22 protein-coding genes are annotated in these 24,668 nt (G+C 59.2%); 13 read left to right on the top strand and 9 right to left on the bottom strand.

Features of this window, described 5'->3' with window-relative positions; genetic code table 11:
- The first annotated feature begins 1 nt into the window (after window position 1).
- Together IV109_RS05135 and IV109_RS05130 are read left to right on the top strand one after the other, a co-directional pair.
- A complete protein-coding gene (locus tag IV109_RS05135) occupies window positions 2-1,393 on the top strand; it encodes a CHASE3 domain-containing protein (RefSeq protein ID WP_296693221.1) in 1,392 nt (463 codons plus the stop codon).
- A 109-nt stretch (window positions 1,394-1,502) separates the two neighbouring features.
- Window positions 1,503-1,817: a BON domain-containing protein gene (locus tag IV109_RS05130; RefSeq protein ID WP_296693218.1), complete on the top strand. Its 315-nt coding sequence runs from the start codon at window positions 1,503-1,505 to the stop codon at window positions 1,815-1,817.
- Between the two features lie 84 nt (window positions 1,818-1,901).
- Here IV109_RS05130 and fliB read toward each other — a convergent pair whose 3' ends face one another.
- The gene (fliB, locus tag IV109_RS05125; RefSeq protein WP_296693215.1) at window positions 1,902-3,140 is read right to left on the bottom strand and encodes a flagellin lysine-N-methylase; all 1,239 of its coding nucleotides are present in this window, start codon (window positions 3,138-3,140) and stop codon (window positions 1,902-1,904) included.
- Between the two features lie 220 nt (window positions 3,141-3,360).
- Between fliB and IV109_RS05120 the strand changes: the two genes are divergently transcribed.
- The 5 genes from IV109_RS05120 (at window position 3,361) to IV109_RS05100 (ending at window position 8,057) form a co-directional block, all read left to right on the top strand.
- Window positions 3,361-4,134: an ABC transporter ATP-binding protein gene (locus tag IV109_RS05120; protein WP_296693212.1), complete on the top strand. Its 774-nt coding sequence runs from the start codon at window positions 3,361-3,363 to the stop codon at window positions 4,132-4,134.
- The gene (locus tag IV109_RS05115; RefSeq protein WP_296693208.1) at window positions 4,134-4,838 is read left to right on the top strand and encodes an ABC transporter ATP-binding protein; all 705 of its coding nucleotides are present in this window, start codon (window positions 4,134-4,136) and stop codon (window positions 4,836-4,838) included. The genes IV109_RS05120 and IV109_RS05115 overlap by 1 nt, the downstream gene beginning before the upstream one ends.
- 68 nt (window positions 4,839-4,906) lie before the next feature.
- Window positions 4,907-6,100 (top strand): ABC transporter substrate-binding protein, encoded by a 1,194-nt coding sequence (locus IV109_RS05110; RefSeq protein WP_296693205.1) that lies wholly within the window; start codon window positions 4,907-4,909, stop codon window positions 6,098-6,100.
- Window positions 6,101-6,176: 76 nt separating this feature from the next.
- Entirely contained in the window at window positions 6,177-7,061 is an 885-nt protein-coding gene (locus tag IV109_RS05105) for a branched-chain amino acid ABC transporter permease (RefSeq protein ID WP_296693202.1), read from the top strand.
- A 42-nt stretch (window positions 7,062-7,103) separates the two neighbouring features.
- Complete coding sequence (locus tag IV109_RS05100; RefSeq protein WP_296694277.1) at window positions 7,104-8,057, top strand: branched-chain amino acid ABC transporter permease; 954 nt, start codon at window positions 7,104-7,106, stop codon at window positions 8,055-8,057.
- Window positions 8,058-8,107: 50 nt separating this feature from the next.
- Here IV109_RS05100 and IV109_RS05095 read toward each other — a convergent pair whose 3' ends face one another.
- The 3 genes from IV109_RS05095 to IV109_RS05085 all read right to left on the bottom strand — a co-directional run bounded on the left by IV109_RS05095 (window position 8,108) and on the right by IV109_RS05085 (window position 10,424).
- Window positions 8,108-9,439 (bottom strand): DNA polymerase Y family protein, encoded by a 1,332-nt coding sequence (locus IV109_RS05095; protein WP_296693199.1) that lies wholly within the window; start codon window positions 9,437-9,439, stop codon window positions 8,108-8,110.
- The gene (gene imuA / locus IV109_RS05090) at window positions 9,387-10,133 is read right to left on the bottom strand and encodes a translesion DNA synthesis-associated protein ImuA (RefSeq protein ID WP_296693195.1); all 747 of its coding nucleotides are present in this window, start codon (window positions 10,131-10,133) and stop codon (window positions 9,387-9,389) included. Before imuA ends, IV109_RS05095 begins: the two co-directional genes overlap by 53 nt.
- A 114-nt stretch (window positions 10,134-10,247) precedes the next feature.
- Entirely contained in the window at window positions 10,248-10,424 is a 177-nt protein-coding gene (locus IV109_RS05085) for a hypothetical protein (RefSeq protein WP_296693192.1), read from the bottom strand.
- Between the two features lie 157 nt (window positions 10,425-10,581).
- Between IV109_RS05085 and IV109_RS05080 the strand changes: the two genes are divergently transcribed.
- Genes IV109_RS05080 through IV109_RS05070 form a run of 3 tightly spaced genes read left to right on the top strand, consistent with a single transcriptional unit; the run spans window position 10,582 to window position 13,064 of the window.
- Window positions 10,582-11,370, top strand: coding sequence for an ABC transporter permease (locus tag IV109_RS05080; RefSeq protein WP_296693190.1), 789 nt, complete (start codon window positions 10,582-10,584; stop codon window positions 11,368-11,370).
- 15 nt (window positions 11,371-11,385) lie between these two features.
- Window positions 11,386-12,342 carry an MlaD family protein gene (locus tag IV109_RS05075; RefSeq protein ID WP_296693187.1) on the top strand — a complete coding sequence of 319 codons (957 nt, stop codon included), beginning with the start codon at window positions 11,386-11,388 and terminating at the stop codon, window positions 12,340-12,342.
- Window positions 12,339-13,064 carry a hypothetical protein gene (locus tag IV109_RS05070; protein ID WP_296693184.1) on the top strand — a complete coding sequence of 242 codons (726 nt, stop codon included), beginning with the start codon at window positions 12,339-12,341 and terminating at the stop codon, window positions 13,062-13,064. The genes IV109_RS05075 and IV109_RS05070 overlap by 4 nt, the downstream gene beginning before the upstream one ends.
- 5 nt (window positions 13,065-13,069) lie before the next feature.
- On the opposite strand, the gene IV109_RS05065 is transcribed toward IV109_RS05070, so the two are convergent.
- Together IV109_RS05065 and IV109_RS05060 are read right to left on the bottom strand one after the other, a co-directional pair.
- Window positions 13,070-14,308 carry a multidrug effflux MFS transporter gene (locus IV109_RS05065; protein ID WP_296693182.1) on the bottom strand — a complete coding sequence of 413 codons (1,239 nt, stop codon included), beginning with the start codon at window positions 14,306-14,308 and terminating at the stop codon, window positions 13,070-13,072.
- Window positions 14,308-14,784, bottom strand: a complete 477-nt coding sequence (locus IV109_RS05060) for a CopD family protein (RefSeq protein WP_296693179.1) — start codon at window positions 14,782-14,784, stop codon at window positions 14,308-14,310. The genes IV109_RS05065 and IV109_RS05060 overlap by 1 nt, the downstream gene beginning before the upstream one ends.
- Before the next feature lie 310 nt (window positions 14,785-15,094).
- Here IV109_RS05060 and IV109_RS05055 point away from each other — a divergent pair, with 310 nt between their 5' ends.
- Window positions 15,095-15,385, top strand: a complete 291-nt coding sequence (locus IV109_RS05055) for a co-chaperone GroES (RefSeq protein WP_296693175.1) — start codon at window positions 15,095-15,097, stop codon at window positions 15,383-15,385.
- 47 nt (window positions 15,386-15,432) lie between these two features.
- Window positions 15,433-17,088, top strand: a complete 1,656-nt coding sequence (groL, locus tag IV109_RS05050; RefSeq protein ID WP_296693172.1) for a chaperonin GroEL — start codon at window positions 15,433-15,435, stop codon at window positions 17,086-17,088.
- Window positions 17,089-17,201: 113 nt separating this feature from the next.
- On the opposite strand, the gene IV109_RS05045 is transcribed toward groL, so the two are convergent.
- Window positions 17,202-19,397, bottom strand: a complete 2,196-nt coding sequence (locus IV109_RS05045; protein ID WP_296693169.1) for a TonB-dependent receptor — start codon at window positions 19,395-19,397, stop codon at window positions 17,202-17,204.
- A 5-nt stretch (window positions 19,398-19,402) separates the two neighbouring features.
- The gene (locus tag IV109_RS05040; protein ID WP_296693165.1) at window positions 19,403-21,541 is read right to left on the bottom strand and encodes a PQQ-dependent dehydrogenase, methanol/ethanol family; all 2,139 of its coding nucleotides are present in this window, start codon (window positions 21,539-21,541) and stop codon (window positions 19,403-19,405) included.
- Between the two features lie 343 nt (window positions 21,542-21,884).
- On the opposite strand from IV109_RS05040, the gene IV109_RS05035 reads away from it, so the two are divergent.
- Window positions 21,885-23,129 carry a helix-turn-helix domain-containing protein gene (locus IV109_RS05035; RefSeq protein WP_296693163.1) on the top strand — a complete coding sequence of 415 codons (1,245 nt, stop codon included), beginning with the start codon at window positions 21,885-21,887 and terminating at the stop codon, window positions 23,127-23,129.
- Here the strand turns inward: IV109_RS05035 and pgi are convergent.
- Window positions 23,077-24,663: a glucose-6-phosphate isomerase gene (pgi, locus tag IV109_RS05030; protein WP_296693158.1), complete on the bottom strand. Its 1,587-nt coding sequence runs from the start codon at window positions 24,661-24,663 to the stop codon at window positions 23,077-23,079. The genes IV109_RS05035 and pgi overlap by 53 nt on opposite strands.
- Window positions 24,664-24,668 lie beyond the last annotated feature (5 nt).

Genomic DNA, 24,668 nt, shown 5'->3' with positions numbered 1-24,668 from the left:
GATGAGCATTTTCGCGATCGCCAAACACAACAACATCGTCTGGCCTCTGGCCTGTGTCGCGGCAGTCGCGATGATTTTCATCAGCGAGGCGTCCTACTGGCAATCGGCAGCCACTCTGGACAAGCTCGGAGAGATGGGTGCAGCACGCAGCAGCATCCAGGGCTTGCAGCAGAGCATTCTGGCCGCCGAAACCGGGCAGCGCGGCTACTTGCTGACCAACCGCAAAGAGTATCTTCAACCCTACGAAAAATCGATCAAGGACATCGACGAGTCGTTCAGATTCCTTGGGCATTACTACGACAAGGAAGAACAGTCCGGCGAAGTGCTGAAGCAGCTGCATGGTTTGACGACCCCCAAGCTATCCGAGCTTGCCGTGGCTATCCAGCTGCACGACGAAGGCAAGAGCGCAGCAAGCACAGATATCGTTCTCAGCGAACTCAACAAAAAGCAGATGGATGCCATCCGCAAAATCAGTACCCAACTTCTGGACCGTGAAGCGCAGAAGGTGAAAGCCAGCCGCGATGACATCTACCGCACCCTGCTGCTCAGCCGCATTGGCATGGGGGCCTTGAGTGCCATCAGCCTGCTGGCACTCTTCATGTACCTGCGGCAGACTCTGGCGCTCAAGCGACAACAGCAGGAACTGCAGCGCCTCGTACAGCTAGAGCGCCAGCGTCTGGAAATCGAAGTCATCCAGCGCACGGCGCAACTGACCGAGCTGACACGCCACCTGTTGACCGCGCGCGAAGACGAACGCAACCGCCTGGCGCGCAACTTGCACGATGACCTCGGGGCGCTGCTCACCTCGGCCAAGCTGGACGCGGCCCGTATCAAATCCCGACTGGCCGACAAGGCGCCAGAGGCCCTGGAGCTGCTCTCGCATTTGGTCGGCACCCTCAACAGCAGCATTGCCTTGGGGCGCGACATCATCGAAAACCTGCGACCATCGGCACTGAGCAACCTGGGACTGGTAGCGACCCTTGAAATTCTGACCCGTGAATTCGCTGAACAGTCTGGTGTCGAGGTTCATTGCTCACTGGAGGCGGTCCAGTTGGAGGCGACCGCCGAGCTGATGATCTACCGCCTGGTGCAGGAAGCCATCACCAACATCACCAAGTACGCCCGGGCCAAGAGTGTCTGGGTGCGCCTGGCAACCGAAGCTGACCAGGTCATCGTCTCGGTGCGTGACGATGGCATCGGCTTCGACACTGACGTGGCATCACGCTCTGCGTACGGGTTGGTCGGCATGCGCTTTCGCGTGGAAGCCGAAGGTGGAACCCTGGCTGTAGCTTCCAGGCCGGGGCAAGGCACGCTGATTCAGGCCAAACTGCCGACATTAACTTCTACCGTGCGAGCCCGCGGGCCAACGCCTGTCGGCGCCGTCCTACATTGACATGCGGCTCGCGCTGATGGTGGCATCACGCTGCAGCTTTTACAGTTGACTTAGCGGCTGGGTGCCATGTTGACCCCCGGCGCACATTCACTTTAACTGGAGATTCACCATGTACATTCGCACCACTCTTGCCGCCCTCATGACTGCCGCAGCCCTGCTGAGCGCAACCGGCTGCGCAGTAACGCGCGGTCAGGAAACCGTTGGCGCCTACGTTGACGACACTGCCATCACCACCAGCATCAAAGCACGCTTTGCCGACGACAAGGAAGTTGCTGCGACCAGTATCCGGGTCGAGACACTGAATGGCACGGTGATGCTGTCAGGCTTCGCCAAAAGCAGCACCGAGAAAAACAAGGCCGAGAACATTGCCCGCGGTGTAAGTGGCGTCAAGTCGGTCAGGAACGAAATCGCAGTTCGCCCTTGAACCCACATTCACACGCAACCAGGGCGACCTGGTCGATACCTCCGTACTTTTGACAAGTCGGGGGAACCCGAGAAATTCCGTCAGCTAGGCCTCCCGGAGCAGCCACATGACATGCACGAAAGAGTCCTGCGCACCGGCCCGCAGCGATTCGAGCAGCTGATCCAGGTGATTGCGGTTGTGATTCGAATAGCGCGCAAAGGACTGGATCACCTGAATAACGCGGCCCTCATCCAGTCCTTTGTCCTGGGCTGCCACCCCAACCAGCAAGCCCTGGATGATCGATAGATTGCTCACCAGCTCACGGTACAAATCCAGATAGGAACCGCGGGCAAAAGGAAACAGGCGGGTAATCACCTGGTTCACAAGGTAGTTTTCAAAGATGTACTGCCTGTCCTGAAAAAACGCTTGGTAAAACCCGGCGTGACTTTGCGCGTAGCGCTCCAGAGTACTCGCTGCGGGCACGGCGGCAAGCCCTTGGGCAGCAGCCAGCAAACAGTCCTTGAAGCGGGCCGACGCGCTGCCCGCCAAGGCCTGCGTAATCAGCTTCGCAAGCAACTCCAGTTTGCGCGGCACATTGGGCGTGACCTGTGCGAACTGGATTTCTAGTTGCGCCGGGTGCGACAGCATCGCAACAAAGGACTCCAATACAGGCAACAGTTCCGACGCATCGGCAAAGCTACGGGAGGAAAATACTTTTTCTGCATCTTCCAGCAAAAAACCCAGCACCATCAAACGTGCCCCCAGGCTCAAATCCCGGGCTTGCAGGATCGCGATGATGACGGCACGAAAATCATTCAATACCGCAATTTGCGCCGGATCGCCGTCATTGTTCAAGGGGAAACGGTAGGACACAAAGGGGCGGGCATCTATCTCGGGGTCGGGCGCCATGGAAAGAAACTGCATCGGCTGCGGATTCAACAGGATCAGGCGTGCCGCCTGCGGACAGGAAACCCCGAGTGAGTTCTCCCGCTGGGTGCCGAATTGATTGAGGTAGCGCGGGTAAAGCCTGCACGTGTCGCTGAGCGCTGACGCCCCCATGTGGGCATGGATCGCGCACAGCTTGTCTTCCTGCTGAAAATGGCAAGCGCCATCCTCCCGCATCTTCATCACGCCAAAGCTGCTCCTGTTGGTGGCATCGGCCGAGATGTTTTTGCTGACGGCAAGCTTGAAGAGCGGCGCCAGAACCGGGTGCCGGTTTTGTTTGTACTTGTGATAGGTGTCCCGATCGATCCCCACGCTCCACGAACTGCAACAGGTGTCCTCACACAAAGGACCAGTGCAACTGAATTGGGGGTAGTAGTCCGGGACGCTGATGTCTTGCATGATGACGGGGTGTTTTTGAGGTTAAAGCGCGGGTTGCTGCCAGCAGCATAGCTGCATACGAATTGCAGAGAAAAAGTCCCCCCTTCTCGTATAAAAAAGGGCTAGTAATACTACTTAAGTGCTAACCCCCTTACAAGTTGCCAGGCAACTCGTTAGCATTCGCTCATCTTGCTGGGGGCGTGTACGCCTGTCAGCCCAACATGCACAACCGGAGAGTAATTTGCCAGCGGAGTTCATTCTTGAAACGCGTGGATTGACCAAGGAATTCAAGGGATTCGTGGCCGTCAACCAGGTCGACCTGAAAGTTCAGCGCGGCCACATTCACGCGCTGATTGGTCCTAACGGTGCAGGCAAGACCACTTTCTTCAACCTGCTGACCAAGTTTTTGCATCCCACCTCAGGCAGCATTACCTTCAATGGCGTAGACATCACGACCGAAAAACCGGCGCAAACTGCGCGGCGCGGCATTGTCCGTTCCTTCCAGATTTCGGCCGTATTTCCGCACATGACGGTGCTTGAAAACGTGCGCGCTGCCTTGCAGCGCAATCTGGGCACCTCGTTTCATTTCTGGAAAGCGGAAAGCACGCTGTTTCATCTGCACCAGCGTGCCCGCCAACTGCTCGCCGAGGTTGACTTGCAGGACTTTGCCGACGAGCTGACCGTGAATCTGCCCTATGGCCGAAAACGCGCCCTGGAACTGGCCACCACGCTGGCGCTGGAGCCTGAACTGATGCTGCTGGACGAACCCACACAAGGCATGGGGCACGAAGACGTGGACCGCGTCACGCAGCTGATCAAAAAAGTATCTGCCGGGCGCACCATCCTGATGGTCGAGCACAACATGAATGTGGTCTCCAAGATTGCCGACCGCATCACGGTGCTGCAACGCGGCGCCATCATTGCCGACGGCCCTTATGCCGAGGTTTCCAAAAATCCGCTGGTGATCGAGGCCTATATGGGCACCGTCGATACCGAATTGCAAGGAGCGCATTGATGACTGCCGAGCTCCTTCGTATTGAAGACCTGCATGCTTGGTATGGCGAGTCGCACATCCTGCATGGTGTGAATCTGACCGTGCACCAGGGCGAAGTGGTCACGCTGCTGGGACGCAATGGTGCCGGACGCACCACGACCATGCGCGCCATTGTCGGCCTGACCGGCGCGCGCAAAGGCTCCATCAAGATCAATGGCACCGAGACGGTCAAACTGGCGCCACACAGGATTGCCCACCTGGGCGTTGGCTACTGTCCCGAGGAACGTGGCATCTTCGCCAGCCTGACCGCCGAGGAAAACCTGATGCTGCCACCCACCATTGCACCGGGTGGCATGAGCGTAGACGAAATCTACGAGATGTTTCCCAACCTGAAAGAGCGTGCATCAAGTCCCGGCACCCGGCTGTCTGGCGGCGAGCAGCAGATGCTGGCCGTGGCGCGCATTTTGCGCACCGGCGCACGTTTGTTGCTGCTCGATGAGATTTCCGAGGGCCTGGCGCCTGTCATCGTGCAGAAACTGGGCGAGATGATTTTGACGCTCAAGGCCAAGGGCTACACCATTGTCCTGGTGGAGCAGAACTTTCGCTTTGCAGCCCCACTGGCCGACCGTTTTTACGTCATGGAACACGGCACCATCGTGAAGCAGTTTGCTCAAGCCGAGCTGACCGAAAACATGGGCATGCTTCAGGAATACCTGGGGGTTTGACGCAGCGTCGTCCGCCATCCATCTCACATTTTCATCCGTTTTTCGACCCGCACTCAATAGGAGACTTCATGAAACTCACCACACTCGTCGCCGCACTGGCCATTGGCTTTAGCGCCGCTGCATCTGCACAAAACACCGGACCGGTGAAAATTGGTTTCATCACCGATATGTCCAGCCTGTATGCCGACATCGACGGCCCGGCCGGCGGTGAAATGGTCAAGTGGGCCGCCCAGGATTTCGGTGGCAAGGTGCTGAACCGCCCCATCGAAGTGCTGACTGCCGACCACCAGAACAAGGCCGACGTGGCCAGCTCCAAAGCCCGCGAATGGATCGACAAGGATGGCCTGTCCATGCTGATCGGCGGCACCAGCTCGGGCACTGCGCTGGCCATGTCCAAAGTCACGGCGGAGAAAAAGCGTCCCTTCATCGCCATCGGTGCCGGTTCGGCGCGCCTGTCCAATGAAGACTGCACGCCTTACAGCGTGCACTACGCTTATGACACCGTGGCACTGGCCAAGGTGGCAGGCTCTGCACTGGTCAAGGCCGGCAACAAGAGCTGGTACTTCCTGACGGCTGACTATGCCTTCGGCTATTCGCTGGAAGGCGATGCTTCCACTGTGGTCAAGGCCAATGGCGGCACCATTGCCGGCACCGTGCGCCATCCACTGAACGCGTCCGACTTCTCCTCCTTCCTGCTGCAGGCACAGTCCAGTAAAGCCCAGATCCTGGGCCTGGCCAACGCCGGTGGTGATTTCACCAACGCCATGAAGGCGGCCAAGGAATTCGGCATCACCAAAACCATGAAAGTGGCGGGTCTGCTGGTGTTCATCAACGACGTGCACAGCCTGGGCCTGGCCAACACCGAAGGCCTGCAACTGGCGGACAGCTGGTACTGGAATCAGGACGATGCCTCACGCAAGTTTGCCAAGCGTTTCTTCGAAAAATACAAGCGCATGCCCTCCAGCATCCAGGCCGCAGACTACTCTGCGACCACCACCTACCTGAAAGCCGTGCAGACTGCCGGTACGACCGATGCCGACAAGGTGATGTCGACCCTGAAAAGCATGAAGATTGACGACTTTTACAACAAGGGGCAAATCCGGGCTGACGGCCGCATGATCCACGACATGTACCTGTTCCAGGTCAAGTCGGCCAAGGAGTCGATTACCCCCTGGGATTACTACAAGACCATTGCCAAGGTACCTGGCGAGCAGGCCTTCACCACAGTGGCCGAATCCAAATGCTCTTTGCTGAAAAAGTAAATTGACCTCCAGAGCGGCTGATCGCATGTGCGGTCGGCCGTTTTTCACATCGCAAGGCATGAACTGACGGGCCTCCATGGAAATTTTCGGTATTCCCCATCAAGCTTTTCTGGGCCAGCTGCTGCTGGGCCTGGTCAATGGCGCTTTTTACGCCATGCTCAGTCTGGGCCTGGCAGTTATTTTTGGTCTTCTGGGCATTGTCAATTTTGCGCACGGTGCACTCTACATGCTGGGCGCATTTGCTGCCTGGATCATGATGGATCAATTCGGCATCAACTACTGGTTTGCGCTGGTGCTGGCACCCCTGCTGGTGGGCGCGCTCGGCGTCGCCATCGAGCGCTTGTTCCTGAAACATCTTTATAAGCTCGACCCGCTGTACGGCCTGCTGCTGACCTTTGGCCTGGCACTGATCGCAGAAGGCATTTTCCGCGAGTTGTATGGCGTGTCCGGCCAGTCCTACAACGTCCCCGAACTCTTGTCGGGCGCCACCAACCTGGGCTTCATGATCCTGCCGAACTACCGCGCCTGGGTGGTCCTGGTATCACTGGCCGTATGTCTGGGCACCTGGTACCTGATTGAACGCACACGACTGGGCGCCTACCTGCGCGCCGGCACCGAAAACGCCGCACTGGTGCAGGCCTTTGGCATCAACGTCCCGGTGATGGTCATGCTGACCTATGGTGCAGGGGCTGCCCTGGCCGCGCTGGCCGGAGTGCTGGCCGCGCCCATCATCCAGGTCAACCCGCTGATGGGCTCGAACCTGATCATCGTGGTGTTTGCCGTGGTGGTGATCGGCGGCATGGGCTCCATCATGGGCTCCATCCTGACCGGCCTCGGCCTGGGCATCATTGAAGGTCTCACGCGGGTTTTCTACCCCGAGGCCTCCAGCATCGTGGTCTTTGTGATCATGGTCATCGTGCTCATGATTCGCCCGGCGGGCCTGTTTGGCAAGGAGGCCTGAGCCATGAACGCAATCACTACTCCCAGCACCCACGACAAGCTGATGACCCAAGCCGCCAAACTCATTCGCATCACCTATATCGCACTGCTGATCCTGGCATTGCTGGCACCCATGCTCGGGCTCTACCCCGTGTTTGTGATGAAGCTGCTGTGCTTCGCCATCTTTGCCTGCGCCTTTAACCTGCTGCTGGGCTTTACCGGACTGCTGTCGTTCGGTCACGCAGCGTTTTTTGGTGCCGCTGCTTACATCACCGGCCATCTGATCAAGGTGCTGAATTTCACGCCTGAACTGGGTATCCTGTTTGGCGCCCTGGGTTCGGGCCTAATCGGTCTGGTGGTTGGCATGGTGGCCATCCGGCGCCAGGGCATCTATTTCGCCATGATCACCCTGGCGATTGCGCAGATGGTGTACTTTGTCTGTCTGCAAATGCCTTTTACCGGCGGTGAGGACGGCTTGCAGGGCGTGCCACGCGGCGCGCTGTTCGGCCTGATCTCCCTGGAGTCGGACACCACCATGTACTACCTGGTGGTCGGTTTGTTCGTGGCTTGCTTCCTGGCCATTTCACGCATCGTGAATTCGCCTTTTGGCCAGGTGCTGAAAATGATCCGCGAGAACGAGCCGCGTGCCATTTCGCTCGGCTACCAGGTGGACCGCTACAAGCTGCTGGCCTTTGTGCTGTCTGCCACGCTGGCGGGTCTGGCGGGTTCGCTCAAGACACTGGTGATGGGCTTTGCAACCCTGTCCGACGTGCACTGGTCCATGTCGGGCGAGGTGATTCTGATGACGCTGCTGGGTGGCGTAGGCACCTTCTTTGGCCCGGTATTTGGTGCCGGCATTGTGATTTCGCTGCAAAATCTGCTGGCCGACAAGGTCGGCTCCTGGGTGACCGTGATCATCGGCGTGATTTTTGTGCTGTGCGTGCTGGCTTTCCGCAAGGGCGTGGTGGGCGAGTTGCAGGCTTATCTGGAACGACGCCGCAAGCAGCAAAATTCCTGAATAAGATGCCTGGAGCCCAAGCACGGGCTCCAGGGCGCTTCAGCATCCCGCTACGCAAAAATTCCGTGCAAATACCACTCTGGTTCTGCATCGGCGCCACCCCCTGCATCATCCCGCCCTGCCAGGCGCTCCCGGTAAATCCATAGCAAACCCGCCTGCGCGCTGCAAGCCAGAAAATAGTCACGCAGGGCGCACTCACCGCCGCCCCACCAGCCTGCTTCGATGCGCTGCGGACCCGCGATCAAAGTCAGCGCTCCCTGGTACAACGGGTTGTTGTGGCGCACCGCCAGCTTCAGGGGCTCAGCCAGCAGCCAGGTCGGATAAAGCCCCACTTCTTTTGTATTTTTTTGCCCTCCGGCCCTTGTATTGTTTGCATCATTAGCTATAAATTTCACAGCACATGCAGCAGGCGCCCAAGCCTGCATCCGTTCCGGCCGATGGTCTGCCCGTGTCTGGCAGTGCAGTACCTGCTGCGAGCCCAGGCGCGCACTCAAGCGCTCCAGCAATTGCTGCAGGCTGTCGCCCGTCTGCTGCGCATCGGGCAACCAACTGGCACTTCTGTCCTGCAATGCTTGCGTTTCCAGGGAGCGCAAACGCAGGTAGAGCGCCGGGGCCGACAAAGTGACCCGTGCCAGATGTTCGCCCAGCAAACGCTGCAGGTGCGCCATGTCGCGCGTGGGCTCGGCCGTGCGCACCACCAACTGGCCCTCGGTGGCCGTATCACGCCGCGCGTCCATGGTCCATATCAATTCAAACGCCAAAACACCGCGGTGTTGCGCCTGCAGCCAGGCCTGCAATGAGCCCAGCAAACGGCGCGCAACGAACAGCAGCGCGGGGGCAGACTCAACCTGAGCATCCAGCTCCAGCGTGGCATCAAATACCTCTGGCACACGCAGCCAGGGATAGATATCGGGTGTCTCGCCATAGGCACGGTCCAGGGCAGCCAGCAAAGGTGCGCCAAAGCGCCGTGCCACACCGCCACGCGGCAACGCGCGCAACTCACCCCAGTACGAACAACCTATTTTTTGCAAGGTGGCCAGATGAGGGCGGGCTGCAGCCAATGCAGCCAGCGGCAGCTTGTCCGGGACAGTGCGCGCAAGCCCTGCCGCGTGAAGACGCGCCATTGCTATCAAAGACGTAGCGCCTTGTGCATATTTGGAAAGGGCGACTGGCTTATCTGACTCAATTATTTGACTAAGAAGCCGGGGGCGACCACCCCACAGACGTTCACTGCCAGATACCTCCAGCACCAGCACATCTTCAAGGCGCGCCACCTTGGGACTGAACTGCAGGGCCCACCATCCCAAAACCGCCAGGGCATCGCCCCCTTCATCGGGCTGCGGCTGCAAGGCGATCCAATGCATCACGTCTCCCGATGTCATGCCTGCCCGTCTCGCCCTGTTCCTTCAGCGCCAACAGGGCGCCCAGGCGCCCACTGCGGGCCGGCAAGGCCAGGGCTTGCAACAGCGGCGGACCGCGCCGCTTGAGCACCTGCAGACACAAGGCGTCCAAGGGCACAGGCTCGTCGGTTGTGGTCGGACTGGCCACCAGCAAGCGCAAAACGGCTGGCGAGGACTCATCCCTGGCCTGGGCCGGGCGCATCACAAACAAAAGCTTGCCGTGCTCATGGGCGGCCATTTGCAAGCGACGCAAAGGCTCGGCACGCACCTGGGGCAACCAGACCAGCACGATGAATACCGCCGAACAGCGCAACGCCTGTTCAGTCGCCCACAAGCGTGCTGCAGGTGCTTGCACGTCAACGCACAACAGACGCTGCGCATCAAAACCCTGAGCCGCCAACCCCGGTCCGAACGGCACGTGAGGTGCGCCTACCAGCACCACAGGGCCGGCAGCGGAGCGCCTCAAGGCAGGCAAAAGCAATCGCCATTCGTTCTGACCCGCTTGGGCCTGCAGGATTTCCACCATGGACCCCATCGACCAACCCCCACCGGGCAGCTGGCTGTCCAACAGCGCATACCCCGTGGCCAGCACCGCACCCGATGGATGTGCTAATTCATCGGCACGCCAAACGGCTGGCGCACCGGCAGCTGGAAAAAGAGACAACAACGCTGACATGGAGAGCCGACAAGGCGAAAGAAATAATACTGTAAATATGTACAGTATATGCTTTTCGCTGCATTGCAGCCAAGCTGAAAATGACGCGAGAAAACGCTTGAGAGTAAATATGGACTACCACTCACCCGATTGGCGAACCCGTTGGTCCAAGTCGCAATCATCAAACCGGTCCGCGTTGAACGGCTTGGGTGGCGGGCTTTCGGCGCCCCACGTGATCAGGCGCTGGATAAAGAAACGCATCAATTCCGCGTTCAGCGTTGGCGGCTTCTCGGCGATTTTTAACTGTTGCATGATGGCTCCCTTCAGCAGAGATTCAGTCTAAGCCCATCATCGTCACAGTGCATGTGCGCTAAATCACATCAGCGGCCTGAGGTGTGAAAAAAGCACGGAAATGAAAAGGCATGCGCGATGACAAAGGGTTTTTCCAGCACCCCGCTATCATCCGCCCATGTCCACACGCTCGTCCCTGCACCTTGTTCCTGCCGTATGGAGCACAGCCTTGTTGCGGGGTATCGCCAGTTGGTGGCATATGCTTCGGTTTGGTGCCATGGTGCTGGTCATCGGGCTATCGCCATCGACCTATAACCGGGCGAACCGCGCCACCAGTTCCAAATATATTTACGTCAGCACCTGGCAAGTGTTGCCCTGGTTCACAGCCATGACAACGCTACTGAGCCTGGTGCTGATTCGCATCGTGGTCGTGACAGCCCTGAGCTACGGCCTCTCGCAATATGCGCTGGAGATGGTGGTGCGCGTGCTGGTGCTTGAGCTGATACCGCTGTCGGCCGCCATGTTTGTGGCGCTGCGCGCCGGACTGACGTTCAGCGCGGCCAGCACAGGCAGCGCCCACGCCGTGGACATGCCATCCCTGAGTCTGACCCACATGCGCAACGAACTGATGCCCCGTGTCATGGCCAGTGCTTTCTCGGTGATAACGCTTGCCCTGGTCAGCAGTGTGATCGCATTGGTGCTGGCCTACCTCACGGTCTACGGCCTGTCGCCCTGGGGCTTGCCTGGTTACACACGCACAGTGGGCCACGTGTTCGATCTGGCAGTCACGCTGGGCTTTGGCCTCAAAACCATTTTCTTCAGCATGGCGGTGGCTGTGGTACCCATGGCCGCCAGCCTGGAAGCACGCCCCGTGACCAGCGCGGATGCCGTGCAGCCCGGTGCAGTCCGGCTGTTTTTGGTACTACTATTGATCGAGGCTGCTTCCCTGGTGGTCAAGTACATCTAGGCGGCACACGCAAACATGCAACCCCAATCCGAAAACCCGCCCACCCTGTCCCAAGTCGAGTCCAGGGCCATCGCCTTGCTGGTCCTGGTCACGGCGCTGGTATGCAGCTTTTTGCTTTATGTGATGTATGCGCGAGGCGTGTTCGAAAGCACGCAGCAACTGGTTCTGGTGGCGGATGACTCGGAGGGCGTCATCGTCGGCATGGATCTGACTTTTTCGGGTTTCCCCATAGGGCGGGTGCGCCGCATCGAACTCAGCCCTGAAGGCAAGGCCCGCATGGTAATTGACGTGCCGCGCAAGGATGCCCACTGGCTGCGCACCTCCAGCATCTTCACCATGGAGCGCAGCATGGTGGGCGAGACCCGCATCCGCGCCTTCAGCGGCATGCTGACCGACCCCCCGCTTCCCGAAAACGCGGAGCGTACCGTCTTGCGCGGCGACACCAATGCCGAAATTCCGCGCCTGGTCGCCTCCACCCGTGCACTGCTGGAAAACCTGGAAAACATGACCGGGCCCGAATCCAGCATCAACACCAGCCTGGGTCACCTGCGCACCGTTACCGAACGCCTGACCGGTCGTTACGGCGTGCTGACCGGCATGCTGGGCAGTGAAGAAAATGCCCGAAAAGTCATCGCTACCCTGGACCGGGCCAACACCAGCCTGGACCGTGCCAATGCGCTTCTCGCCAAAGCCGATCAAAAGGTGTTTGGCAATCAGGGCGTGATGGATGAGACACAAACCGCCATCGCGCAGCTCACCGGGGTACTGACAGACACCCGTGCCAGCCTCAAGAAGGTCGACGCCGTGCTGGCCGAAGCACAGGCCATAGGCGCCAATGCACGCGTGGCCAGCACCGATCTGGGCGCCCTGCGCGCCGAGGTGGAGATCAGCCTGCGCAAAGTCTCGCAACTGGTGGAAGAGATCAACCGAAAATGGCCTTTTGCCCGCGACACCGAGATCAAGCTGCCATGACAACACATCTGACCAGGATACAGGGGCGTAGCGCCAAGGTGAGTGTGCTTGCCAGTACGGCCCTGCTTGTGGTGGCCTGCGCCAGCAGCCCTGCGCCACCCGACTGGCAAGCCAATGCCTTTGCTGCACTCAAGGGCTTTTCTAGCGCTTACCTGAACGGCAACACCCGACTTGCCGACTTCGAATTTGCCCGTGCCAAGAGCGAAATCTCCAGCACTGGCCGTACGGACCTGCTGGCCCGTGCCGAGTTGACACGCTGCGCCGTTCGCGTGGCCAGTCTTGAGTTTGACAACTGTGCGGGCTATCAGATGCTGGCACCGGACGCCCCTGCCCGCGAGCAGGCCTACGCCGCTTACCTCACCGGCCAATGGCATGGACTGGACCCGGCCCTGCTGCCGGCACAGCACCGGGCACTTGTCATGAATGCGCAGGCGCAAAAGCCAGCCAGCCCATTGGCACCCGCCCCTCAGGTGCTGGACACCATTGAAGACCCACTGGCTCGCCTGGTTGCCGCTGGCGTCTTGCTGCAGAGCAATCGCTTGACACCACCGGATATTGCAACGGCCACCGAGACGGCATCCAGCCAAGGCTGGCGGCGCCCGCTACTGGCCTGGCTAGGGGTGCAACTCCAACGCGCGAATGACGCAGGAGACGGCGATACGGCTGTGCGGACTCAGCGGCGCATCGACCTGGTATTGCAGGTCGTTCCCAAAAAACAGTGACCCGGTCAGTGCGCCGGATGAACCACCGTTTGTCCGATGTCCGGCCAGCGGCGGCGAATGAATACCCAGGCAACCAGCCCCACACACATCATGACCAGGGAAGCGCTGGCCAAAGCCACGGTGGAATGCATGACCAGTGGTGCAATCACCCCGGCTACCAGACCATTGGCAGACGACCCAATGAAGGCCTGTAGCGAAGACGCCATGCCGCGTCGCTCAGGGTGCAGGTCCAGCACCAGCAAGGTCACCACCGGTACCATCATCGCCCAGCCAAAGGCAAAAATGGCAAGCGGAATCAGCGCCCATGACGCATGCGCCTTGAACAGCAGATTGGCCCCGAGGTTGAGCAGGGCAATCAGCAGCATGACCATAAAACCATATTTGATTTGCGTCTTGGGCGGCAGCTTGCCAGCCGCGCGGCCACTCACCCAGGCACCACTCATGATGCCGCCAATAGTGAGCACGAAAAACCAGAAGAACTGCGTCGGAGCCAGCGCCAGGTGCTCACCCAGGAAAGCCGGTGCCGACAACACGTACAGAAACATCCCGTTGAAGGGCACGCCACTGGCCAGCGCCAGCAACAGAAAACGCGGGTCCAGCCCCAGCTGCCAATAGCCCTGCATCAGGTTGCTGACCTTGAAGGGCTGGCGGTGCGTGACATGCAGCGTCTCGGGCAATAACTTGAAATTGGCAATCCACAGCGTGACGCCCACGCCCGTCAGAAACCAGAAAATGCTGTGCCAATCCAGGTGCACGAACAGCCAGCCGCCAATGATGGGCGCAATCGCCGGGGCCACGCCAAAATAAATCGTGATCTGGCTCATCACCCTTTGCGCCTCGGTAGGCGCAAACATGTCACGCACGACCGCACGTGCCACCACAATGCCCGCCCCGGTGGACAAGCCCTGCATGGCCCGAAAAAATACCAGCTGGCCGATGCTTTGGGACAACGCACAACCCGCAGATGCCAGCGTAAAGGCCGCCAAGCCCCACAAGACAACCGGCCTGCGCCCCAGACTGTCAGAAATCGCTCCATGAAACAGACTCATGAAAGCAAAGCCGAATAGGTAGGCCGACAAGGTCTGCTGCATCTCCACCGGCGTCGCGCCCAGGGACTGGGCAATCCCTGAAAAAGCCGGGATATACGTGTCAATCGAAAAGGGCCCCAGCATGCCCAGCACCGCCAGCAAGACGGCCAGTGCCCAGCGCGGTGCGCGCCAGAGCTTTTTTGCATCCGGATTCATCAGCTTGAGGCGCCCATCAGCGTGACGATCACAATCACCACACCAAGACCCAGATTCACCATCACCCACAGACGGATGCTTGCCAGCGCCGCGCCACAGGCGGGCCAGGCCGCTGCCGTCACCGCCCGCGTCAGGCGTTTGTACAACGCAAACCGGATATGGCCAAAAATGGCCACCATCAGCACGCCCAACAGCGCCATCACCATCCACTCAATCGGCATATTGAACTTGACGCCCGACTGCGCCATTTGTCGCGCCATCCGGCCTACCATCCACACACCGCTGGCCAGAGCCAGCCCGGCGGCGACCATGACAGCGTTGAAAAAACGGCCCAGCACATCGTGCATCAAACGCACGCGCTCGGGCGCTTCCAGTTTCGCCACGGCAGGTCGCAAAAAGAACTGGACAAACACCATGCCGCCCAGCCAGACAATGATCGACAACAAATGGAGGGTTTTCAGAGAGGCGTAAAACATGAGTGAATTGGGAAAATTGGGGATGTCCGCGGCGCGAAATACGCCAACTGATTCTACGAGTGCATCCGATTTTTGAAAGTTATCCGCCGAACAAAGCACTACAAGATGCTTAATCACGCATCTGCCCACTCCATATGTTTTAACCGGTCGACTTGAAAGTCTTCCAAATGCCCTTATCATTAGCACTCGTAAGAGTTGAGTGCTAACAAGCCGCCGTCCTCGTGGACCCTCTCTTTAAGTTAATGAGTGCTAACTTTCTTGGTTGGCACTCTTGAAATCAACCCTGTATCTATTTCTAAGGAGATTCCCCATGAAACTGCGTCCCCTGGCAGACCGCGTGATTGTTAAGCGCGTTGAGAACGAAACCAAAACTGCCTCTGGCATCGTGATTCCTGACAGTGCTGCTGAAAAGCCTGATCAAGGTGAAGTTCTGGCCGTGGGTCCTGGCAAGAAGAACGACAAGGGCGAATTGCTCGCCATGAATGTCAAGGTCGGTGACCGCGTTCTTTTCGGCAAATACAGTGGTCAAACCGTCAAGGTCGGCGGCGACGAGTTGCTCGTCATGAAAGAAGACGATCTGTTCGCAGTCGTTGAGAAGTAATTCATTCACTCACTCGTTAACCATTTAACTGAATCTGGAGTCCTAACATGGCAGCAAAAGACGTAATTTTTGGCGGCGAAGCCCGCGCACGCATGGTTGAAGGCGTGAACATTTTGGCCAACGCGGTCAAAGTGACCCTGGGCCCCAAAGGCCGTAACGTGGTTCTGGAGCGCTCGTTCGGCGCCCCCACCGTGACCAAGGACGGTGTGTCCGTGGCCAAGGAAATCGAACTCAAGGACAAGCTGCAGAACATGGGCGCGCAGATGGTCAAGGAAGTTGCTTCCAAGACCAGCGACATCGCCGGTGACGGCACCACCACCGCCACCGTGCTGGCCCAGGCCATCGTGCGCGAAGGCATGAAGTACGTGGCCGCGGGCATGAACCCGATGGACCTGAAGCGCGGCATCGACAAGGCAGTGACTGCTTTGGTTGCCGAGCTGAAGAAGGCTTCCAAAGCCACCACCACTTCCAAGGAAATCGCCCAGGTCGGTTCCATCTCCGCCAACTCTGACGAAGCCATCGGCAAGATCATTGCTGACGCGATGGACAAAGTGGGCAAAGAAGGCGTGATCACCGTTGAAGACGGCAAGTCGCTGGAAAGCGAACTCGACGTGGTTGAAGGCATGCAGTTTGACCGCGGCTACCTGTCGCCCTACTTCATCAACAACCCCGAAAAGCAAGCCGCCTTGCTGGACAACCCCTTCGTGTTGTTGTACGACAAGAAAATCAGCAACATCCGTGACCTGCTGCCCACGCTGGAGCAAGTCGCCAAGTCGGGCCGTCCGCTGCTGATCATTGCTGAAGATGTCGAAGGCGAAGCCCTGGCAACTTTGGTGGTGAACACCATCCGTGGCATCCTGAAGGTTGTGGCTGTCAAGGCACCTGGCTTCGGTGACCGTCGCAAGGCCATGCTGGAAGACATCGCCATCCTGACCGGCGGCAAAGTAATCGCTGAAGAAGTTGGCATGTCGCTCGAAAAAGTGACTTTGGCTGACCTCGGCTCTGCCAAGCGCATCGAAGTGGGCAAGGAAAATACCATCATCATCGACGGTGCTGGCGCTGCTGCTGACATCGAAGCCCGCGTGAAACAAGTGCGCGTGCAAATCGAAGAAGCCACTTCCGACTACGACCGTGAAAAACTGCAAGAGCGCGTGGCCAAGCTGGCTGGCGGTGTTGCCGTGATCAAGGTGGGCGCTGCCACCGAAGTCGAAATGAAAGAAAAGAAAGCCCGCGTTGAAGACGCACTGCACGCAACCCGTGCTGCTGTGGAAGAAGGCATCGTGGCTGGCGGTGGCGTGGCTCTGTTGCGCGCCAAGCAAACTGCTGGCGCCATCAAGGGTGACAACGCTGACCAGGAAGCCGGTATCAAGCTGGTGCTCAAGGCCATCGAAGCCCCCCTGCGCGAAATCGTGGCCAACGCCGGTGGCGAGCCGTCGGTGGTGGTCAACGCTATCCTGGCTGGCAAAGGCAACTACGGCTTCAACGCTGCCAACGACACCTATGGCGACATGATCGAAATGGGTATTCTGGACCCCACCAAGGTGACCCGCACGGCTCTGCAAAACGCAGCGTCTGTGGCATCCCTGATGCTGACGACCGAGTGCATGGTGGCTGAAGCTCCGAAAGAAGAGGCAGCTGGCGGCATGGGCGGTATGGGCGGCGACATGGGTGGCATGGGCGGCATGGGTGGCATGGGCATGTAATTGCCTCCTGCCTGAGGGCTCAAGGCATCCGTGGATGCCTGGGCTTTCAACACCAAACAAAAAAACCCTGCAAAGCGCAAGCTCTGCAGGGTTTTTGTTTGAACTCAGTATCTCTACTGAAAGCGTCGCACAAGCTCCACGCCAACAAACAACGATCGACCGGCCGCAGCTTCAAAATAGCGGCCATTGCCCTCGTTCACAATCACGGAGCCGGCGTAGGCCTGGTTCGTGACATTGTCCATCCGCACGAACTCCTTGAACTGCCAGGCCCCCCAGGTCTGCTGAAAGCGCGCACCCAGGTTAAGTACCGTGTAGGCAGCAGCTTCATCCGTGTTCGCATCGTTGACAGCCATCGGACCCACGTGGCGGACCTCCATGGTGTACACGCCCGGCACGGCCTTGGGCTCCCAGGCCAGCTGCACAAACAACTGCCGCCCCGGAATGCCCGGAATGCGATTGCCGGCTGGTATGGCCAGCGTAGGCGTGGCACATGGACTCGCTACGCAGGTGCGAAAGCCGTCGCTGTAGCTGGCGTCCAGCAGGGTCAAAGCCGAAGTGATGTTCACCTTGCCCCATTGCAGCTCGCCTGAAAGCTCCAGGCCCTGCCGCAAGGTGCGTCCGGCATTCTGAAACGTCGATCGTCCCCCAGTGTTGGACAGCACCACGATCTCGTCTTCGGTGCGAATCTCAAACGCGGTTGCCGTCCAGCTTGCGTCGGTATGGCGACCGCGCAAACCGACTTCGCTGCTGCGACTGCGGCTGGCCAGCAATTGAGCGTTCAGTCCGGTCGCGCCCGATGCGCGGTAAGCCACCTCATTCAAGGTGGGGGTCTCGAAGCCCATGCCCGTGCTGGCGTAGGCCTGCAACTGGTCCGAGAGTCTGTAGCGCAACCCTAACACCGGCATGGTGCCGGCATATTCGCTGGCGCCACTGTCGTTCAGGTTGCCGGCAGTGATGTAGTTATCCGATGAGGTGAAGCGCACATTGGACCGCCGAACACCTGCTGTCAAGGTCCAATCGGGACTTTCCCATTCAAGCTGTGCGTAAGGATCTACCGTGGTGGCGGTGTTGTTCTCGTCACGTCGCAGGCGGCCCAGAACCCCCAAGGCGGTCGGACTTGCCGCAGGTCCGGTGAAATTCTCGTAACCACGCCGCCACTCATCCTGACGATCAGCGGCAATGCCAGCAGAGGTAGTCAAGCGCCCGGTATCTAACTGGCGATCCAGGCGCCACCGGGCATTGATACCGCCAAAGCTGCGGTCCAGGTCAATCACCCCTCCTGGACTGGTGGCGGCGATTTGTGTGGTCGCCGGAATGGACTGAAATTGCGTAATCGAGCGTTGCCCGCCATAGGCCATGAGTTCCAGCCGATGCCCACCACCCAAACGATGCTCCCAGGCCAGACCCACCTGGGTCTGCTCAAACCACTTGCGTGTGTTGAAGTTGCTAGCCGTCAGGGTTGTCTGGTACGGGTTCACGGAGAACTCGGTACGCGTCAATCCAAGCGGGTCCAGCGCAGTTCCCTTTTGTCGACTCGCGATGGCCACGAAGCGCCCATCGTCATAAGCTCTGGACAGCTTTAAAAAACCGTTGTCGCGGCTGGCTGCAGATTGCGGTCGCAAACCTTCGGTCGCAAAGGTCGATGCATCCAGTGCGTAGTTCACTGAGCCCACAGCACCTTCGGCCTGGGTAGATGCACGCCACAAGCCATCAGCCCCTGCAGCGACGCCTGCACGCAGGCTTGCGGGCGTGCTGCCCTCGTTGCTGTACATAGCGATCACCGCTCCGGAGGAGCTGCCATACAGTGCGGCATAAGGCCCCCGAATTACCTCAATCCGCTGGGCACTTCCAATCGGGAAAGTAGAGGCCTGCCCTTGCCCATCCGGCGCGCTGGCGGGAATGCCATCTACAAACAGTCGGACCCCACGCACGCCGAAGGTCGAGCGTGCGCCAAAGCCGCGAACTGAAATCTGCAAGTCCTGTGCATAGTTCTGGCGGTTCTGGATCACCAGGCCAGGCACGCGCCCCAGGCTCTCCGACAAATTGACCTGCAGTTGCCCGGCACGTATCTCTTCGTCTTCGAGAATGTCCATGGAGACGGGCGCCATCCAGCGCTGGCGGTCTGGCGCAGCACCCGAAATCACCACCGGCTGCAAAACACCCGGCTCACGCACCACAGGTGCCGTCACCGTCTGGGCAAGTCCCAGCGCCGGTATGGTCAGCGCCCCAATGGCGCCGGCCCAGGCCGCACAATGTGCGACCTGGGCCGGTAAACGTGCCGCTTGGGGCGGCACTGTTCCACGATGCATCCGACTCACTTCTTGGGACGAATTGCGTCAGCCGTACCTTGAATGAAAGCCTTGATCTTCTGGATTTCTTCCATCGTCAGCTTGCCTGTGAAGTCAGGCATGCCCCGCTCCACGGCAGGTCCTTTGAGAATGAACTTGTCCAGGTTCTCGATGAAGGATGCATCCATGTAGCCAAGGTTGGGGATATTGCCGCCGCGGTCAACGCCGGGTACGCCATGGCAGAGTACGCAATTACTAACGTACAGCATGGTGCCTGCTTCATAGTGAGCCGGGTCATACTTCACGCCAGCCACCAGTCCGCCCAGCTTGTAAGCCACAAAGTCAGGCAGGGCTGCTTTGCCACCGACGGCAAAGGTGTACACCGTACCGGGCCCCTGTTTCTCGGAAGCCCGCTGCGAGACGCCATACGCACCGCCCCAACCCACGGCAATAGAGACGTACTGCTTGCCATCCACCATGTAGGTCGAGGGCGCAGCAATCACACCGGTACCAGTGGGAGATTCCCACAGCTTTTCGCCGTTCTGGGCGTTGTAGGCTACAAAGCGGCCTTCAGCGGTTCCCTGGAACACCAGGTTGCCGGCCGTGGTCAGCGTGCCGCCATTCCAGGGCGACACATGTTCCTGGCGCCAGACTTCTTTTTGTTGCACTGGGTCCCAGGCAATCAGACGACCAAAAGGCTTGGTCTTGGGTGCTTCCACATTCAGCAAAAAGCCGGTATTCCAGCCCGTACCCGATCCCGGCTGACCCGGAACGTTGGAATTGAACTTGTAGTTCTTGTCGTCCATCAGGTTGATTGGCACATTCTGCGCGGGCAGATAGGCCAAGCCGGTCTTGGGATTGAATGACATCGAATGCCAGTTGTGAGCACCGTAGGGGCCGGGAACTGCATCAGCAGGTCGATCGGTGCGACGCGCATCAGCAACCTCGATCGGACGACCCTTGGCATCGAAGCCGGTCGCCCAATTCACATCCACGAAGTTCTTGGCGGAGATGAATTTTCCGGTCTTGCGGTCAATCACGAAAAAGAAGCCGTTCTTGGGTGCGTGCAGGATCACCTTGCGTGGCTTGTTGTCGATCTTGAGGTCAGCCAGAATCATGGGCTGGGTCGACGTGTAGTCCCAGTTATCACCGGGGGTTTCCTGGTAGTGCCAGACGTATTTGCCTGTGTCCGGGTTCAGCGCAACCACAGAGCCCAGATAGAGGTTATCGCCACCAGCCGGGCTGCGCTTGGAACGCGCCCAAGGTGAGCCATTCCCGGTACCGATGTACATCAGGTTCAAAGCGGGATCAAACGCCATGGTGTCCCAGGCTGTGCCGCCACCACCGGCTTCCCAGTACTTGCCGCTAGGGTCCCAGGTCTTGGCCGCAGCAGCCATGGAAGCATCTTCAAATGGCTTGCTTGGATCGCCAGGAACGGTGAACCAGCGCCATTTTTGTTTGCCGCTGGCGGCGTCGTAGGCCGTGACGTAACCACGCACGCCGTACTCGGCGCCGCCATTGCCGATGATGACCTTGTCCTTGAAGACGCGCGGCGCACCTGTGATGGTGTAGGGACGGCTGTGGTCAATGATAGTGTCGATTTCCCATGCCACTTTGCCTGTTGCGGCCTCCAGTGCGATCAGTCGCCCGTCGAAAGCAGCCACGTAGACCTTGCCTTTGTGCAGGGCTACACCCCGATTGACCACGTCACAGCAACCCTTGAAACCAATGGCGCGGTTGACCTTGGGGTCATAGGACCAGATTCGTTTGCCCGTGCGCACATCCACGGCATGGACCACGCTCCAGGACGCGGTCACGTACATGATGCCGTCGACCACCAGCGGAGTTGCTTCTACGCCGCGGGTCGATTCCAGGTTGTACGACCAGACCAGCCCCATGTCTTTGACGTTGGAGGTATTGACCTGATCGAGCTTGCTGAACCGTGTCTCCGCATAGTCCAGCCCATAGCTTGGCCAATCGGGGGTCTTGGCCTCATTGGCGCGCATGAACGCACCATCCACCCGCTTGATTGCGGCCGTGATGTGCTCACCGGAGCCTTTGGCTGGTGCCGCGCTTTGCGCACTCCCCGCCGCAGTCAGACCCAATAGGGCCAGTGCGAACGCCGAGGCGTTCAATCTGGCAATAGCTGCCATGCTTGTTTTCATTGACTTGTCTCCTAAAACCTGCCCATGAAGGGCAATTAGTTATGCGTGCAGTTGAGCGGTTTTACCCACGCTGCCCAGGCCTGGCAGGCTATGGCGCGGGCAATGAACTGCCCACCCCAAAATCTGTGGCCGGCTCAGTTTAGGAGTCAGGCGGGCCAGCGTCATCTTCGGGATTACCCTTGGAGAAAACTGTTCCATTCCGGCACATTCACGGGCCGCACAGTCTTGTCGACAAAGATGAGCAAGGTGTCACCGATGCGCGCAAATCAGTGTTTACCCGCAGTACCTAAAAAGCCCAGAGGGTGAAAATGCAGCCTCTCCCGCCCTCAGATTGTTTACGACCATGGCCCTGCAAAACTGGCTGGATTCCGGCACACCCCGGCAACTATTTTTCACGAGTCCTGAGCAACGCGTGGCACTGGCGCGCCAGCGTTTTTTCGAGGAAGGCATACGACCTTCCGGCATGGTGGCAGAACCTGTCATTCAGTCGTGGATGCGTTGCACAACGGCCCGTACGCAAGCCTCTGCCAGCCCGACATTTGACCCGGTCACGCCCAGCCGTTTGCACAGCGCCCTGAGTCGCAATCGCGAGTTGCTGGAAGTCGCTCGCCAGGAACTTGCAAGCATGGAAAGCACCCTGGCAGGCACCGACTGCCGGGTTTTGCTGACTGACGCTCAGGGCGTCATCGTCCACGCAACGCACAACCCACTCGCCGCACAGGCACCACTGCTGCACCTGGCGGCACGCGTGGGCGTCAATATTTCGGAAACGGCAATGGGCACCACCGCGCCAGGCATCGTGGCCAAGACCGGGCAGGCATCCATGGTGCTGGGGGCTGAGCATTACTACGACTGTCTGCAAAACTTTCAATGCGCGGCGGCACCCATCCGTGATGTCAAAGGGCGACTCGCGGGTGTGTTGAACGTGTCCGTTGAGTCCCGCAATTTTGGTTTTGACGCCGCGTCGGTAATCGGTCTGTATGCCACCTCGATTGAGAACAGCCTGCTGCAGGCCCAATCAAGCGAACATCTTCTGGTGCGATTCCAGGCCAGCCCTGCCTTGCTGGGAACACCCATGGAAGCTCTGGCCGGCATCACATCCGACGGCCGGGTGGAGTGGCTCAATGTTGCGGCGTCCCGTCTGCTGGGCCAACGAACGGAGTTGCTGCCACAGCCAGTGGAAGCCGTGTTCGGCGTCAGACTGAGCGAACTGCTTGAGTTGCTGCGAACGGACACCGTGAAAGGCTTTCGGCTCCCCAACGGCTTGGGCGTGTGGGCGAAGGTCCGTCTGGTGGCTCGGGATGGGGTCGATTTCGATCACGCCGTTGCCCGACCCATCCTGCCAGCCGTTGCGTCATCCGAGCCGCCTGTCGAGGCTTCCCGCGTCAGCGCAGTCGCGCCCACCATGGCAGACGAAACCACGCTGGTGGACCACAGTCGAAAATTCATCGAAGATACCCTGGCGGCCTGTGACGGCAACATTTCGCGGGCAGCCCGGGCGTTGAGCGTATCGCGAGGCACGCTCTACCGGCGACTCAAAGGCTGGCAGGCCAAGGCGTCTTCAAGCGACAAAGCAGCCCTGCAGTAGAGCCGTCCAGACCCGTCGTATCGCCACTGCCCAGTCGCGCTTCGACATCCTGGGCCAAAACCTTGCCCAGTTCAACGCCCCATTGATCAAAACTGTTGATGCCCCACAAGGCACCGCTGACAAACACACGGTGCTCCTGCAAGGCAATCAGCGCGCCCAGACTGGCCGGACTCAGCTCGTCAAGCAACAAAAAGGTGCTTGGGCGATTACCGGGGAAGTGCCGATGCCCGCCTGAATCCACCTTACCCACCATCAAAGCCTGGGCCTGGGCCACGGCGTTGGCAAGCAGCAGCGTGTGATGCCCGGGCAGATTGTGCTGCGGTGCTTTGACCGCAACAAACTCCACCGGCACCACGTCTGTGCCCTGGTGCAGCATCTGAAAATAAGCGTGCTGCCCATTGGTGCCCGGCTCGCCCCACAGCACCGGTGCTGTGGCATAGGGCAGCGCCTCTCCCGTCGCGTCCACCCGCTTGCCATTGCTCTCCATCTCCAGTTGCTGCAGGTAAGCTGGCCAACGGCGCAAGGCACTGTGGTAGGGCGCGATGCTGCGGCTGGTGAAGCCATGGAAGTTGCGGTACCAAACATCCAGCAAACCCAGGCGCATCGGCAGGTTGCGCTCAATGGGCGCGCGGCTAAAGTGCTCGTCCATGGCGTGTGCACCGGCCAGAAATTCGCGAAAACCCTGGGGACCAATCGCGATCGCCACGGGCAGGCCGATTGCCGACCAGACCGAGTAGCGGCCACCAACCCAGTCCCAGAATCCAAACGTGGTGCTGATGCCAAACGCATGGGCGGCCTGCACGTTGGTGGTCAGCGCGCAGAAATGCCGCGCAATGTCAGTGCCGCCCTTCGCCTCAAACCATGCCTTGGCGGACTGCGCGTTGGTCATGGTCTCGATGGTGGTGAAGGTCTTGCTGGCAATCAGGAACAAGGTGTTCTCGGGTTTGAGGCGCTTGAGGGTGGCGGCAAGTTCATGGCCATCCACATTCGATACGAAATGAAAACGCTTTTCCGCCAGCACATAACCATCCAGCGCGAGCACCGCCATCTGTGGCCCCAGGTCGGAGCCACCAATGCCGATATTGACCACATCAGTGATGCCGGCATCCTCTCGCACGGTCTGCGCATAGGCCAGCATCGCATCCAGCGTGGCATGCACCTGCGCCAACTCATTTGCTACATTTTTTATAGCTGATTGTTCACTATCTGCGATGGACAAGGCCGGATTTCTCAATAACCAATGCATCACCGCCCGCTGCTCGGTGCTGTTGACCGCCACACCTGCCAACATGGCATCGCGTTGCTCCGTCACACCTGCCTGACGCGCCAGATCAAATAGCAACTGCTGCACGCTGCTGTCGATCAGATTCTTGGACAAGTCCGCAAAAACATGCGGGGCAGATTGGCTGAAGGTCTCAAAACGATTCGCATCTGTCGCGAACGCATTGCGCAGATCGAAGGTACTCGCCTTTGATTTGAACAAAGCCTGCAGCTCCCTCCAAGCAGGGGTACGGTCACAGCGCATGCGGGTCATATGCA

The organism is Rhodoferax sp. (genome assembly GCF_018780565.1).
Taxonomy (GTDB): Bacteria; Pseudomonadota; Gammaproteobacteria; order Burkholderiales; family Burkholderiaceae_C; genus Rhodoferax.
Note: the sequence above shows the minus strand (reverse complement) of the source record. Positions and strands in the feature narration are given on the sequence as shown.